A 14679-nucleotide genomic window follows, 5' to 3' on the forward strand; every position below is an offset into this window, starting at 1 on the left:
GCCAATCATCGGCACGGACCAATACTTCGTGTGGGGTGTCTGGGGGTCGCTCAGCAAAGTGAATTTTCACAAGCTGCTGGAAATGCACGACGACCCGAAACGTGTCGAGCTACCTCCAATGTTTTCGTGGTTAAGCAACCACATTCCCGAGTATCCCGACACTCTAAACCTGAAGATGTACGCGCACATCCAGGGGCCCGGCTGGCGCCCGCATTTCGAACTCGAGCACACCGACCATCCGCTCGCCCAGGAGTACCACCACGGCGTCACACCGGAGCGGGTGAAGGGAATCATTCGGGGACGAGTGCGGAACAGCGAGTGAGCGGCGAGGATTACGCAACCCACGCTGTGGTCGTCCTCACAGGACCTAAAAGGTTTAGGCGAACCGCATGCCCGGTGCTGGAAGCGCTGGGTTGTTATGCGTCGTCCGCCGAGGGTGGACTGGGCGTGGTAGCGGAAGTCGCGGATCGGGCGCAAGCCCCGGTGCACTGCCCTAGTGACTTAGCCGAAGTCCTACCACCCTTCATCTACTTCGGGTACTCGTACACCCCGCGGCCGGACTTACGGCCCAGGCGGCCGGCCTTGACGTACTGCACCAGCAGCGGGCAGGGGCGGAACTTCTCTCCCAGGGATTTGTGCAGGTACTCGAGGATGTGCAGGCGGGTATCGAGGCCGACCAGGTCCCCCAGTTCGAACGGCCCCATGGGATGGTTCAGGCCGAGCTTCAGGGCCTTATCGATATCGGCGGCGGAGGCCACGCCTTCCTGCAGCATGTAAAACGCTTCGTTGCCGATCATGGCGTTGATGCGGCTGGTGATGAACCCCGGAGACTCCTTTACCACCACCACTTCCTTGCCCATGCGCTTGCCTACTTCGACCGCGGCGGCAAGCGTGGGTTCGTCGGTCTCCAGGGCGCGCACGATCTCCAGCAGCTTCATCTTGTGCACGGGATTGAAAAAGTGCATGCCCAGGCAGCGGGGCGCGCGGTAGGTGACCGAAGCGATCTCGGTGATGCTGAGGGAAGACGTATTGGAGGCGAGGATGGTATGCGGCGGGCAGATCTTGTCCAGCAGGGTGAAGATCTCGATCTTGGATTCGATCTCTTCCGGCACGGCTTCGATGACCATGTCGGCGGCGCGCGCGGCTTCGTCGATGGAGCCGGCGAACTCGATGCGCGCGAAGGCGGCATCGGCATCCTCACGGCTGACCTTGCCGATCTCGACCGCCTTGGCGAGGTTGGCCTGGATCTCGCTCTGGGCGCGGCGCAGGCTGTCGGGCAGGATGTCCTCGAGGATGGTGCGATAGCCGCCGAGGGCGGCGGCGTGGGCGATGCCCCGGCCCATCAGGCCGGCGCCGATCACCGAGATGGTGCGGACCCCGGCCATTACTCGGTCCGTTCCAACTGTTCGATCACGCCCAGGTAGTTGGGCTCGACCTTGCGCATGTAGTCCGCCAGTTGCTTTTTCTCTTCCGCGGTCATGAAGCTGAAGTTGGCGGTGATGCGCCGCAGCGTGGCCGCGATGTCGTCCACGTAATTCATCATGCGAATGATTTCGCCGGTTACGATCATGGCAAGCTCCTTACGACCGGCCGCTCCGCGGCTTCTGCGAAGCATGCTCGGGCGCGTTCCAAAGTTCCGGTGGAACTGGTTATTGTCACTGCTGCTTGTGATTAAGTAAAGGCGCCGTCGCCGCCCGCGCTAGAATGACTGCGCCATGCTGCGCGACCGCAGCCTCATCCCGCTTTCCCGCCAGCATCAGCACGCGCTGGCCATGTGCGTGCTCATCCGCCGCGCCCTCAGTTCCGGCAAAGCCAGCCTGGAAAAGTGGCGCGGCGAAATGCGCGAGGCGTTCGCGGAAGAAATCGGCGTCCACTTCGCGGCCGAGGAAGAAGTGCTGTTCCCGGAGGCGCGCAATTTCCCCGCCCTGGCGCCCCTGGTCGACGACCTGCTTCGCGACCATGCGGCGCTGCGCGATTGCTTCCGGCGCGCGGAAACCGGCACGCTCGACACCGAGGGTTTGGCGGATTTCGTCCGCCTGCTGGACCAGCACATCCGCAAAGAGGAGCGCCAGCTCTTCGAACAGTTGCAGAAGCTGGTCCCGGCCAACCGTTTGGAAGAACTGGGACGCAGCATGCAGAAGCGGTTGGGGAGCGCTTCCGGTCCAGCGTGCAAGATCAACGACTAGCTTCTAGCTACTGCCTATTGGCTTCGCCTTGCGGTATCCGCTATCAGCTTTCCGCTTTGCGCTTTCCGTGAGAGCGCCCTAACTGGGTACTGGCAACTCGGTACTCGGTAGTCAGGCGCAATACTCTTCTGACGGCTGAGACGCTGCCGGGACCGAAGTCCCTGGGTCACGGTCCGTCACTTCCGCGAGCATCGCGAGGCGCTCGGCGATGTGTGGCGCGAGCGCATCCGGTGGGAAGCGCCAGGTCCAGTTGCCGTCAGGGCGGCTGGGGACGTTCATGCGGCCTTCGCTGCCCAAGCCCAGCGCATCCTGCAGCGGGAAGATGGCGAGCACGGCGGGCGAAGCCAGGGCGCCGCGGATGAAAGCCCAGTTCATGCCTTCGGGGTCGTGGCCGAAATAGGCCTGGGCGTGGCGGCGCTCGGCGTCGCTCGCGCCCGACTCCCACCAGCCGCGCACGGTGTCGTTGTCGTGCGTGCCGGTGTAGACCGCGCAGTTGGTTTCGTAGCGATGGGGCAGATAGATGTGGGCGCCGGGGTCGCCGAAGGCGAACTGCAGCACTTTCATCCCCGGGATGTTCCAGCGGCAGCGCAGCGCATGCACCTCAGGGGTGATGTAACCCAGGTCCTCGGCGATGAGCGGCAACTCGCCCAGCGCGCCGCTCAGGGCGCGGAACAGGTCGTCGCCGGGGCCCGGCTGCCAGCGTCCGTTCACGGCGGTCGGTTCGCCGGCGGGGATCTCCCAGTACTGCTCGAAGCCGCGAAAGTGGTCGAGCCGCAGAATGTCGCAGGTGCGCAGGGCGGCGCGCACGCGCTCGATCCACCAGTCGTAGCCGCGCGCGGCCAGCGCGTCCCAACGATAGAGCGGGTCGCCCCAGCGCTGCCCGGTCTTGCTGAACAGGTCGGGGGGGACGCCCGCGACCACGTAGGGCTCCAGATCGTCCTCGCGCAGGGTGAAGATTTCGCGATGGGCCCAGACGTCGGCCGAGTCGCAACTCACGAAGATGGCGACGTCGCCCACCAGGCGGATGCCGCGCCGCCGGGCCTCGCTGTGCAGCGCGTTCCACTGCTCGAAAAAGAAGAACTGGATGGCGCGCACGATCCCCATGTCTTCGGCAAGATATTCACGGGCGCGGGCAAGAGCCGCCGGCTCGCGGTGAGCGATGGCGGACGGCCAGCGGTTCCATGCCTGCTCGCCGTGCCGGGAACGCAAGGCGTCGTAGAGGGCGAAATCCTCGAGCCACCCCGCGCTTTCGCGGCGGAACCGTTCGTAGCGTTCGCGCTGCGCTCCCCTGGCAGTGGCAAGAAAGTTGCGCGCGGCTTCGCGCAGTAGCGGCAGCTTGCGACGGCGCACGGAGGAATAGTCGACGGAAGCCGAAGGCTCGGGCAGATCGCGCAGGAGCGCGGGAGCGAGCCAGCCACGCTCCGCCAGTCTCTCCAGGCTGATGAGCAGCGGATTGCCGGCGAAGGCCGAGGTAGCCGAGTAAGGCGAGTTGCCCAGGCCGGTGGGCGCCAGTGGCAGCACCTGCCACAGGCGCTGGCGTGCGGCGGAGAGGAAGTCCAGGAACTGGTACGCCGCCGGGCCCAAGTCTCCGATGCCGCCCCGCGAGGGCAGCGACGTCGGATGCAACAGGATCCCGCTGGCGCGAGTGAAGGGCATGCGGAGCGGCTAGGATTTCGCCTGGATGCCCCGGCTGTCAACCGGGCGCGAGGCGGCGCGGGCGGAGCTCCGACGCGGCGAAGGCGTTGACGCCTCGTTTAGGTGTTGCCGAAGGCGCCGGTCAAGCGCTCGAGCTCCTCGTTGTTGCGCTTGATCTTGCCTTCCTTCTCCAGGCGCTCCACCAGGGTAGAAACGTACACTTCCATGAGGGCGTCGCGCTTGCGGGCCAGCAGGCGGTCGCGGATCTGGTCTTTGTCGCGCTCCAGAACCGCAGGATCGGGATCCTGGCGCTCGAGCACCGCGATGACCACCCCGTTTCGGCCGGCCTGAATGGGACCGCTGATTTCTCCCGCCTTGAGCACGAAGGCGACCGAAGCGGAACCGGACATCAGGCCGATCTCCGGTACCTGGCTCTGGGCGTTGACCAGCTCGGAGGTGCGCACTTCGGCGCCCAACTCGCGCGCCGCCTTCTTCAGGTCGTGTGCGGCGCGGGCGCGGTCGGAGAGTTCGCTGGTGCGCTGCAGCAGCAACTGCTGCGAGCGCTCGTTGCGGAAGTCCTCTTCCACGCGCGCGCGCAGTTCCTCGAAGGTGCCGGCGCGCCCGGGCTGGACGCCCAGCAGTTCGAACACCACGTAGCCCTGCGGCATCCGGGCGATCGAGGGTGGAGCCTTCTCACGGGCGTTGAAGACGGCTTCGTTGAAGGCGGGCGCAAAGCCGATGCCGGGCAGCGTGTCCGTGCGGCTGAAGAACTGCGTGGTCACGGTGGCGAAGCCCAGCTTGCCGGCGGCGGTATTGAGGTTCGAGCCGCGGGCCTCGGACTCCAGGCGGCTGGCCAGCTCGTCGACGGCACGTGACGCCTTCTCTTCCCGGACCTGCGGCTCGATCCGGTCGCGCACTTCCTCGAGCGTCTGCACGTGCGCCTGCTGGTGGCTCTCCACTTTCAGGATGTGGAAGCCGAACTGGGTCTGTACCAGGTCGCTGATCTGGCCCGGAGGCAGGGAAAATGCCGCCTTTTCAAACTCCGGCACCATGCGGCCGCGAGTGACGCCGCCATAGAGGCCGCCCTCCTCCTTGCTGCCGGGGTCGTCGGAATACTTCTTCGCCAGGGCGGCGAAGTCAGCGCCGGCGCGAAGCTGCTTGAGAATGTCTTCGGCCTTCTTGCGGGCTGCTTCCACGGCTGCGGGGTCCACCTTGCCATCGGCGCCAGCCGGCGGAGTCTTCACCAGGATGTGTCGGACGTCCACCTGTTCGGAGACGCGGAACTGGTCGCGGCGGTCGTTGTAGAAGCGCTGCAAATCCTGCGGTGTGATTTCCACTTTCTGGCGCGCCAGCGCCGCGTCGATCTGTACGTAACGCACCTGGCGCTTTTCCGGGATGGCGTTGGCATAACGCACCTGGTTGGCCTGGAAGAAGGCACGCAGTTCGGCCTCGGCCGGATGAATGTTCCTGGCGACGTCCTCCGGCCTGAGCACTGCGTAGTCGAAGCGGATCTTGCGGTTCTGGCGCTGGAACTCCAGCTCGATGTCCTTGGCGGAAACCGAGGTTCCGCCCACGATGACCGCGCGCAGTTTCTCCGCCAGAAGCTGGTTCCGGAGGGCCTGCTCCAGTTGCATCACCGTCATCTGGAAGTTCTGCTGGACAAAGGCTTCGTAGTTGGGCTGGCCGATGAACTTGCCGCCGGGAAAGAGCTGCGCGCCCAGGAAGCCGGTGCGCAGCGACTGGCGCACCTCGTTCTCAGAGACTTTGAGACCCAGGCGCCGGGCCTCGAAGAGCATGGCTTTGTCCACCACCAGCGAATCGGCGGCGCGCTGGATGAAGAAGGGCAAGAGCTGCGCCGGAATATTGCGCTGGAACTGCTGGCGGCCGATGCGCCGCGCCGCTTCCTGCACCTCGAGCGCGGTGATCTGCTCGTCGCCCACGCTGGCAATCACGCCTTGGACCGGACCGCTGGTGGCGTCCATGAAGCCGGGAATCAGATAGACCAGCATGGCCGCAGAAAGAACCAGCAGCATGCCGCCGAGCAGGATCTTGGCGCCGCGGTTCGACGATTGAAGGAATCGGATCATGGAAGGACTGCTCCGGAGAGAATCAAACCCTGATTATAAATGACGACGCGGGAAAGCAGTGGTCAGTGCTTCCCCGGTGCACCGCGTTCGTTCAGATACGCCTTCACCACCGAGTTCCACTTGCTCTGGGCGCGGAGGATGTACTCGACGGCGTCGCGCGCGGCGCCGGCTCCCCCGGCGTGCCCGGTGACGAAGTGGGCTTCCTTCTTCACCTCCTTGCGGGCGTTGGCGGTAGCGATGGCCAGGCCACAGCGGCGCATCACCGGCAGGTCGATGATGTCGTCGCCCAGGTAGGCGACTTCGCGGGCGCCAAGCTTCTCCTGCGCCAGGATCTGCTCCAGCACCGCGACCTTGTCGGCTGCGCCCTGATGGACGTGGTCCAGGCACAGGTCGCGGGCGCGCAGCGCCACCGTCTCCGAGATGCGCTTGGTGATGACGCCGGTCTTGATGCCCGCCAGCCGTGCCAGCGAGATGGCCGTGCCATCGTGGGCGTGAAAGCCCTTGGCTTCGACGATATTGGCGCTCGCGATGGCAAAGCCGCCGGAGTCGGCGCGCGCCGCGGCCGCCGGTGCCGTTTGCTGCGCGGAGCCCGCGGGCGCGGGAAACAACCAGATGGTGCCGTCGGTGAGCACGCCATCCACGTCCATGAGGATGAGCTTGATGCGCCTGGCGCGAGCCTTGGACATAGCTGGCAGATTGTAGCAGCGCGTCGCGCCCAGGCTATTGGCTTTTGGCTGTTGGCTCTTGGCCACGAGCTACTAGCTAGCAGCTAGAGGCTCAGTTACAAGTTGCCGGGGACGAATTCTTCGATCACCAGGCGGGAAACGGCGCGGCAATCGGCGCACAACAGCAGCGTCTCGTTCCCGTCGGCGCTGAGGATGGCTACTCTCAAGCTCTGACAGGCGGCGCAGGCAGTGGTGGGCTCGCCGGATTCGGGCTCGGCGGCCTGGATGGAGGTCTCGCGGTCGAAGCGCCCGGTCTTCTGGGTGTTGATCTCGAAGGTGGAGCGGCAGTCGGCGCAGACGTGGTTGAAGCAGCACTTGGGCTCGCAGGAGTACACGATCTCCGCGCCCTGACAGTGCGGGCAACGGATGAGGTCTTTCAACGTCTGGGCCACGCGGTGATTCTAGCCGACGCGGCTGCACCTCGGGTGAGTGGCTCAAGCCCAGCTCGGTGGTAAGGTAGTCCGCCAGCGAGTCCAGCCAATGCAGCCCATCAAGGCGCCGGATCTGGCCAGTCCGAGATTCAAAGCCAACCCCTATCCGTTTTACGCGCGTCTGCGGACGAAGGCCCCTCTCTACCGGACGCGCGCGCTGGGCCAGACGACGTGGCTCATCACCCGTTATGACGATGTGTTCGCCGCGTTGAGGGACGAGCGTTTCACCAAGGGCGGCAGCATGACGGCAGAAGAGCGCACCAAGATGCCGTGGGTCCCCGGGCTTCTCAAGCCGCTGACGCGCAACATGCTCGACCTGGATGCTCCCGACCACACCCGGCTCCGCGCGCTGGTACACAAGGCATTCACGCCCAACCTGATCGAGCGCTTGCGCGCGCGGGTTCAGACGCTCTGCGATGAGTTGCTGACGGCCGCCGAGCGGCAAGGCCGCCTGGAGCTGATTCGCGACTTCGCGCTGCCGCTGCCGCTGACCATCATCGCCGAGTTGCTGGGCGTGCCGCCCGAAGACCGGCAGAAGTTCCATTCCTGGACAAAGCGCTTCGTCGCGGTCTCCTCGCGCAGCGATCTGTTCCTGGCCCTGCCGCCGCTCTGGATGTGCGTGCGCTACCTGCGCCGGCTGTTTGAGCGGCGTCGCGCCGATCCGCAGGACGACCTGGTGACGGCGCTGGTCCAGGCCGAGGAAGCGGGCGACCACCTCAGCCCGGACGAGTTGCTGGCGATGGTGGTGCTGTTGCTCATTGCCGGTTATGAAACCACCGTCAACCTGATTGGCAGCGGGACGCTGGCGCTGCTCGAGCATCCCGAGCAGATGGAGCGCTTGCGCCGGAACCCGGGACTTGTTCAGCTGGCCATCGAAGAACTGCTGCGCTTCACCAGCCCGCTGGATATCGCGACCGAGCGTTATGCGCGCGAGGACGTCACGCTCTATGGGATGACCATTCCGCGCCAGGAGCTGGTGCTGCTGGTACTGGGGTCGGCCAACCGGGATGACCGGCAGTTTCCGCATCCGGATACGCTCGATCTGGCGCGGGAACCCAACCGCCATCTGGCGTTCGGCCAGGGTGCGCATTACTGCCTGGGCGCGCCGCTGGCCCGGCTGGAAGCCCAGATCGCCATCACCGCGCTGCTACAGCGTTTTCCCGGTCTGCGGCTCGCGGTGCCGGCAGAAACACTTTGCTGGCGCAAGTCTTTGCCCTTGCGAGGCCTCGAGCAACTGCCGCTGGCCTTCTGAAGGAGCGGTTTGTCCTAGGGCGAATAATTTGCGAAAGTCGCTCCGCCGCGCTAGAATCCGACTTTATGTCCCCCGGCTCGGATATGGGATGGGCACACCCGCTGGTGCGGGAGTGGTTCCTGGAGCGCTTCGGCTCGCCCACCGAGCCGCAGGAGCAGGGCTGGCCGCACATCCTGGCTGGGCACGCCACGCTCATCTCCGCGCCCACCGGTTCGGGCAAGACGCTGGCCGCGTTTCTCGCCTGCATCGACCGCCTGGTGCGCAAGGCGCTGGCCGGGAACCTGCACGACCGCACCGAAGTCCTCTACATTTCGCCGCTCAAGGCGCTGGGCAACGACATCCAGAAGAATCTCGAAGTCCCCCTGGGCGAGATCCTGCAAAGGGCGGGCGAGCGCGGCCTGCTGATGCCGGAGATACGCACCGCGGTCCGCACCGGCGACACGCTGGCGCACGAGCGCCGCGCCATGTTGCGGCGTCCGCCGCACATCCTGGTGACCACGCCGGAGTCGCTCTACATCCTGCTGACGGCCGAGGGAAGCCGCGCCGTGCTGAAGGACGTAGAGACGGTGATCGTGGACGAGATCCACGCCGTAGCCGACGACAAGCGCGGCGCTCATCTCTCGCTCTCGCTCGAGCGGCTGGAGGCGCTCACGAAACGCCGCCCGGTACGCATCGGGCTTTCCGCCACGCAGAAGCCGATTGAGCTAGTTGCGCAGTTCCTGGCCGGCAGCGAGCGTCCCCTGCCCGCCATCGTCAACATCGGCCATCGCCGCGCCATGGACCTGGGCGTCGAGGTGCCCGGCATGCCGCTCGGTCCGGTGGCTTCGAACGAGATGTGGGACGAGCTATATGACCGCATCGCGGAACTGGTCGGCGAGCATCGCTCCACGCTGCTGTTCGTCAACACGCGGCGCCTGGCGGAGCGTGTCTCTCACAATCTCGTCGAAAAGCTGGGCGAAGAAGCCGTGGCTGCGCACCATGGCAGCCTCTCCCGCAAGCTGCGCCTGGCGGCGGAGAAGCGGCTGAAGGAAGGCCAGGCCAAGGTCGTAGTCGCCACCGCTTCGCTCGAGCTCGGCATTGATATTGGAACTGTCGATCTCGTCTGCCAGATCGGCTCGCCGCGCGCGATTGCCGTTGCGCTGCAGCGTGCCGGGCGTTCCGGCCACTGGCGTGGCGCCGTGCCCAAGGCGCGCTTCTTTGTCACCACGCGCGATGAGCTGGTGGAATGCGCGGCCCTGGTGCGCTCCATTCGCCTGGGCGAACTCGATCGGCTGGAAGTGCCGGACGCGCCGCTGGACATCCTGGCCCAGCAGTTGGTGGCCGCATCTGCGGTCGAGGACTGGCGCGAGGACGACCTTTATGCCCTGGCTCGCCGTGCCTACCCCTATCGCGAGTTGGGGCGCGAGGAATTCGACGCGGTCCTCGAGATGCTCGGCGAAGGTGTGGCCTCGCGGCGCGGCCGCTACGGCGCCTACCTGCATCGCGATCGGGTACATGGTCGCGTGAAAGCCCGGCGCGGCGGCCGGCTGGCAGCCATTACCTCGGGCGGCGCCATCCCGGATAACGCCCTCTACAGCGTGATCGCCGAGCCCGAAGGCACGCCGGTGGGCACCGTGGACGAAGACTTCGCGGTCGAGAGCATGAAGGGCGACATCATGCTGCTGGGCAACACCAGTTGGCGCATTCGGCGCATCGAGTCCACCGGTCGCGTGCTGGTGGAAGACGCGCACGGCGCTCCGCCCAACATCCCTTTCTGGCGCGGCGAGGCGCCCGCACGCACGGCGGAGCTTTCGGCGCAGGTCGCCGAACTGCGTGAGCGAGTGAGCGAGATGGTCCCGGAGCGCGCGACGCAGGCGGTGGAATGGTTGAAGGGAGAGTGCGGCCTGGACGATGCCGGCGCGGAGCAGATCGTCGCCTACATCGTGGAGGGACGTGCCGTGCTGGGCGCCGTGCCTACGCAAACCACCATCATCGCCGAGCGTTTCTTCGACGAAGGCGGCGGGATGCAGCTCGTCATCCATGCGCCTTTCGGCGGGCGCATCAACAAGGCCTGGGGCCTGGCGCTGCGCAAGCGCTTCTGCCGCTCCTTCAACTTCGAGTTGCAGGCTGCCGCCACCGACGAAGGCCTGAACATCGCGCTGGCCGAGCAGCACAGCTTCCCGCTGGCCGACGTCTTCCAATATCTGCACGTGGAGACGGTCAAGGAAGTGTTGGAGCAGGCGGCCCTGGCTTCGCCCATCTTCGCGGCGCGCTGGCGCTGGGACGCCATGCGGTCGCTCGCGCTGTTGCGTTTCTCCGGCGGGCGCAAGGTGCCGCCGCAGATCCAGCGCATGCGCTCCGACGACCTGCTGGCCTCGGTATTCCCGGATGTGGCGGCCTGCCAGGAGAACATCACGGGCGACATTCGCATCCCCGACCACCCGCTGGTGCGCGAGGTGATGAAAGACGTGCTCACCGAAGCGCTCGACCTCGAAGGATTGCGCGCCGTGCTGCGCGGCATGGCCTCGGGCGCCATCCGCACCCTGGCGGTGGATACGGTGGCGCCTTCCGCGTTCTCCCATCAGATCCTGAACGCCAATCCTTACGCCTTCCTGGACGATGCACCACTCGAAGAGCGCCGCGCGCGCGCCGTCGAGATGCGGCGGGTGCTGCCGGATTCGGTGCTGGCGGAAGTGGGACGGCTCGATCCGGCGGCTATCGCGCAGGTGCGCGAGGATGCCTGGCCGGAAGTGCGCGACGCCGACGAACTGCACGACGCGCTCTACACCCTGCTGGCGCTGCCGGAAGAAACGCGGTCACCGGCCGGGCAACCGATAGTCGAAAGATGGGGTGGATACTTCGACACTTTGGTCGCCTGCGATCGAGCCGGGCGTGCTGTGGCCGCGGGCCGCGCCTACTGGGTGGCCACCGAGCGCGCCAGGACCTTTGCCATTCTTTTTCCTGAGGCTCGCTTCGAGCGTCCGCTACCCGAAATCGCAGGCGAAGCGTCTTCGCGCGATGACGCGCTGCTTGCGCTGGTAACCGGATGGATGCAGCACTCCGGCCCCACGACCTCGAGCGAGCTTGCTCTCGCGCTCGGCCTGGAGGAACGCGAGGTCGAACAGCAAATGCTACGCCTGGAAGCCGCTGGAACGATCCTCCGGGGCAGCTTTCGCAATCACCAAACCACCCCATCACCCAATCAGCCAATCCCGCACGAGTGGTGTGATCGCCGCTTGCTGGCGCGCATCCATCAGCTCACCCTCGGCACGCTGCGCAAACAGATCGAACCGGTAACCGCGGCACAGTTCCTGCGCTGGCTGCTGCGCTGGCAGCATCTGGCGGATGGCGCTCAGTTGCGCGGCGAGCGCGGCGTGCTCGAAGCCGTGCGCCAGTTGCAGGGCTTCGAGATCCCCGCCAACGCCTGGGAGCCGCAGGTGCTGGCGCGTCGTGTCGCGGGTTACGATCCCAAAGCCCTGGACCAGTTGTGCCTCACGGGCGCGGTGGGCTGGGGAAGACTTTCACCGCATCCTGCGACGCTGGAGGACTCCGCCGCGGGACGCCGCCGTGTGGTGCCCACCAGCGTCGCGCCCATCACCTTCTTCGTGCGCGAGGAAGCCGACTGGATGCTGCCCCGCCGCCCGGAGGAAGACCAAGGGACCGGCCTGAGCCACGGCGCGCAGGAACTGCTGGGCTACCTGCGACAGCGCGGAGCCTCCTTCTTCGCCGACCTGGTGCGCGGCACGGGGCGGTTGAAGGCGGAAGTGGAAACGGCGCTCTGGGAGCTGGTGGCGGCGGGCCTGGTGACGGCCGACGGCTTCGATAATCTCCGCGCCTTGATCGATCCCAAGCGTCGAAGCGGGCATGGCGCGGGACGCGTGGCGCGCCCCCGGCACAGCACCGGCCGCTGGTCGCTGCTCTACGCCGGGGAAAACGCCGATCGCGTGCGGGCCGTCGAGGCCACCTGCCGGATGCTGCTGCAGCGTTACGGCGTGGTATTCCGCGATTTGCTGGCTCGGGAGACGATCGTGCCCAAGTGGCGCGAGCTGCTCGATGCCTTCCGCCGCCTGGAAGCGCGCGGCGAAGTGCGCGGCGGCCGCTTCGTCTCCGGCTTCCTGGGCGAGCAGTTCGCTCTGCCCGTGGCGGTGGATTCGCTGCGCGCTACGCGCAAGCTGGAACCGAGCGGAGAAACCATCGTCGTCTCCGCCGCCGATCCGCTGAACCTGGTGGGCATCCTGGTGCCCGGCGAGCGCGTACCCGCCGTCTCCGGAAGATTCGTCACCTATTGCGATGGCGTGCCGGTGGAAGCCGAAGCTCGCGAGAGCGGCGCCCGCGCCGGCGATTGAAGAATCGGCACGCACCCCGCTTGACTCCGTTACTGTGCTTCGGTACGGTTGCCTGCCTTTCCAATCCAAAAAATGCAAGCGGCGAGGTCATGCAGGCGGGCACGATTCCGCTGCGCTCGCCGAAGGAGACCCAAGATGCGTCGAGTACTTCTGATCGTGTTGTTGGCCGCCGTCGCCAGCCTGGGGTTGGCGCAGCAGGCCGACAGTTCCGCCGCAGACGAAGTCATTGCCGTCACCAAGGCCCAGTGGAAAGCCGAAATGCGCAAGGACCTGGCCGGCGCCTGGAAGAACATCGCCGACGACTACACCGAGTTCAACGACGAATATCCCACCCGCCTGGACGGCAAAACGATCAACCACCGGCTGGCGGAAGCCAACCTGGGATCGCCCGGCCGCCTGATGGCTGCGGAGATGGCCAACGAGAAAGTGCAGATGTACGGCGACGTGGCCATCCTGACCTACAACTTCATCGGCGCGGCTGCCAATAAAGACGGCGTGGTCGAGCCCACGCGCGCCAAGTCCACCCGGGTCTACGTGAAGAAGGACGGGCAGTGGATGCTGGTGCACGCCAACTTCGCGGCGGCAAGATAACTCGCCCGAGAAAGCAAAAGGCACGGGCTTGGCCCGTGCCTTGCTTTCGAGCGCCTCTGCGCCGGTTCCACCGGAAAGCGCGGGCCGGCAACCGCGCGCCGCTTCAGCGCCGCAACTTGATTATTGGCAGACCCCCGCCGCCGGCCGATAGTAGGCAGCCCGGGCATCGTGCTGGTTCATGGTCTTGCCCGGGTCCAGCTTGCCGTACTCGGGCGTGTCCTGGCAGTAGTACTGGCCGGTGCGGGTATGCACCCACACCTTGGCCTTCGGATCCGCCTCCACCGCCAACTGCACCGTTTGATTGGCGGAGGGCGTGGGCATGAATACGCTGAACAACAGTCCGGCGGCCAGCACCATCAAAGCGGCGAAGAACAACAATCCCGCCTCGCTATGATGAGCCTGGGATACCGGCGGAGCTGGCGTAGCCTGGCGCCCCGAACTCTTGCTGCTGCGGGACATCCCCTTGACCATTCCGCCCAGCGGCGCATCACTGGGACTGACCGACTCCACCTGGTAGAGCTTGGACTCCTTGGGAACTTTCTTGCGCTGCTCGATGCGCGCGCCGATTCCTGCCTTGGCGCCCAGCGGCGCCTCAACGCGAACCACGCGGCCCTTGCACCAGAATGCGCTCTGGGTGTCCCCCGCGAGCTCCGTCGGGAGTGACAGCATGAACTCGATATTGGCGCCCTCGGGAATGCGCGAGTCCAGGAAGAGGAACACGCCGTTCTCGCTGATATCGCGCACCAGCGCCAGCACCGTGCCTCCGGTGGAGCCGAAGGACCAGCGCACCGTAACCTGCATGCGGAGGGCATAGCGCCGCAAACCGCGCTGCTCAGCGCGGCTGTCGAGCATGATGGCCTCGGCACGCCAGCGCTGCAGGTTGCCGGGCGCGATGCAGATTGTGCCTTGACTTGCCATTCTGCTTCAAAGCTCCTGGGTCGGAGTAACGCGCGCCAACCTCCGAATCCTCTGGCACTTTAGCGCTAGAACTATTGCAGGGAAAGATAACCGCGGTAATCCCGCGGCGTTACCATGGTAAGCCAGTTAAAGGCTTTTGGGACAATGAGTTAGCTGGTTACAAAAAGGCGGGAATCAGCTCCGGCAACAGCCGCGAAGAAGCTGGTGGACCTGGTCGGGATCGAACCGACGACCTCTTCCATGCCATGGAAGCGCGCTCCCAGCTGCGCCACAGGCCCACGCGGAAAGACTCGGCAGGAAGGTTACGGGAGTTCATTTTCGCCGAGCCGCAAGGGATAGTCAAACCCGCGTTCCTAAACTTGGGTGGGAGAAGCGCCGGGCATCGCCGGCGGGCTTGGTCCCATCCAAGCAGGCAGGGCAGGAACTTCCTGGCCGGGTTTGTAGTCTAATAGGGTTAGCAGGTCGCGGCCGGGTGAGGCGGCGGCCGAAGCGGTGCCGGAAGGCGCCGGCGGGCACAACGGATCCGCGC

General features: G+C 65.9%; 12 protein-coding genes and 1 tRNA gene. 5 read left to right on the top strand and 8 right to left on the bottom strand.

The annotated features are described in order from the left end of the window. A partial coding sequence (locus VLE48_07090) for a DUF2199 domain-containing protein (GenBank protein HSA92759.1) occupies positions 1–322 on the top strand: 322 nt, incomplete at its 5' end. A gap of 205 nt (positions 323–527) precedes the next feature. Here VLE48_07090 and VLE48_07095 read toward each other — a convergent pair. Both VLE48_07095 and VLE48_07100 read right to left on the bottom strand, forming a co-directional pair. Then, a complete protein-coding gene (locus VLE48_07095; GenBank protein HSA92760.1) occupies positions 528–1385 on the bottom strand; it encodes a 3-hydroxyacyl-CoA dehydrogenase NAD-binding domain-containing protein in 858 nt (285 codons plus the stop codon). Next, on the bottom strand, positions 1385–1570 hold the full coding sequence (locus VLE48_07100) for a hypothetical protein (protein ID HSA92761.1): 186 nt from the start codon (positions 1568–1570) through the stop codon (positions 1385–1387). The genes VLE48_07095 and VLE48_07100 overlap by 1 nt, the downstream gene beginning before the upstream one ends. A gap of 145 nt (positions 1571–1715) precedes the next feature. Here VLE48_07100 and VLE48_07105 point away from each other — a divergent pair, with 145 nt between their 5' ends. Then, positions 1716–2186 carry a hemerythrin domain-containing protein gene (locus VLE48_07105; protein ID HSA92762.1) on the top strand — a complete coding sequence of 157 codons (471 nt, stop codon included), beginning with the start codon at positions 1716–1718 and terminating at the stop codon, positions 2184–2186. A 111-nt stretch (positions 2187–2297) separates the two neighbouring features. On the opposite strand, the gene malQ is transcribed toward VLE48_07105, so the two are convergent. From malQ to VLE48_07125, 4 genes are all read right to left on the bottom strand, one after another. Beyond that, on the bottom strand, positions 2298–3842 hold the full coding sequence (gene malQ, locus VLE48_07110; GenBank protein HSA92763.1) for a 4-alpha-glucanotransferase: 1545 nt from the start codon (positions 3840–3842) through the stop codon (positions 2298–2300). A gap of 98 nt (positions 3843–3940) precedes the next feature. Then, entirely contained in the window at positions 3941–5908 is a 1968-nt protein-coding gene (locus VLE48_07115) for a peptidylprolyl isomerase (GenBank protein HSA92764.1), read from the bottom strand. Positions 5909–5970: 62 nt separating this feature from the next. Beyond that, positions 5971–6594, bottom strand: a complete 624-nt coding sequence (locus VLE48_07120; protein HSA92765.1) for an HAD hydrolase family protein — start codon at positions 6592–6594, stop codon at positions 5971–5973. A 95-nt stretch (positions 6595–6689) separates the two neighbouring features. After that, positions 6690–7025, bottom strand: coding sequence for a hypothetical protein (locus VLE48_07125; GenBank protein ID HSA92766.1), 336 nt, complete (start codon positions 7023–7025; stop codon positions 6690–6692). A gap of 88 nt (positions 7026–7113) precedes the next feature. Between VLE48_07125 and VLE48_07130 the strand changes: the two genes are divergently transcribed. From VLE48_07130 to VLE48_07140, 3 genes are all read left to right on the top strand, one after another. Next, positions 7114–8316 (top strand): cytochrome P450, encoded by a 1203-nt coding sequence (locus VLE48_07130; protein HSA92767.1) that lies wholly within the window; start codon positions 7114–7116, stop codon positions 8314–8316. A gap of 65 nt (positions 8317–8381) precedes the next feature. Then, complete coding sequence (locus VLE48_07135; GenBank protein HSA92768.1) at positions 8382–12641, top strand: DEAD/DEAH box helicase; 4260 nt, start codon at positions 8382–8384, stop codon at positions 12639–12641. A gap of 135 nt (positions 12642–12776) precedes the next feature. Next, entirely contained in the window at positions 12777–13232 is a 456-nt protein-coding gene (locus tag VLE48_07140) for a DUF4440 domain-containing protein (GenBank protein ID HSA92769.1), read from the top strand. Positions 13233–13352: 120 nt separating this feature from the next. Here the strand turns inward: VLE48_07140 and VLE48_07145 are convergent, their stop codons facing one another. Beyond that, positions 13353–14150: a PilZ domain-containing protein gene (locus tag VLE48_07145; protein HSA92770.1), complete on the bottom strand. Its 798-nt coding sequence runs from the start codon at positions 14148–14150 to the stop codon at positions 13353–13355. Positions 14151–14352: 202 nt separating this feature from the next. Next, positions 14353–14428: transfer RNA gene (locus VLE48_07150), tRNA-Ala, on the bottom strand. Between the last annotated feature and the right edge of the window lie 251 nt (positions 14429–14679).

It is taken from the genome of Terriglobales bacterium, assembly GCA_035454605.1.
Lineage (GTDB): Bacteria > Acidobacteriota > Terriglobia > Terriglobales > Acidobacteriaceae > DATMAB01.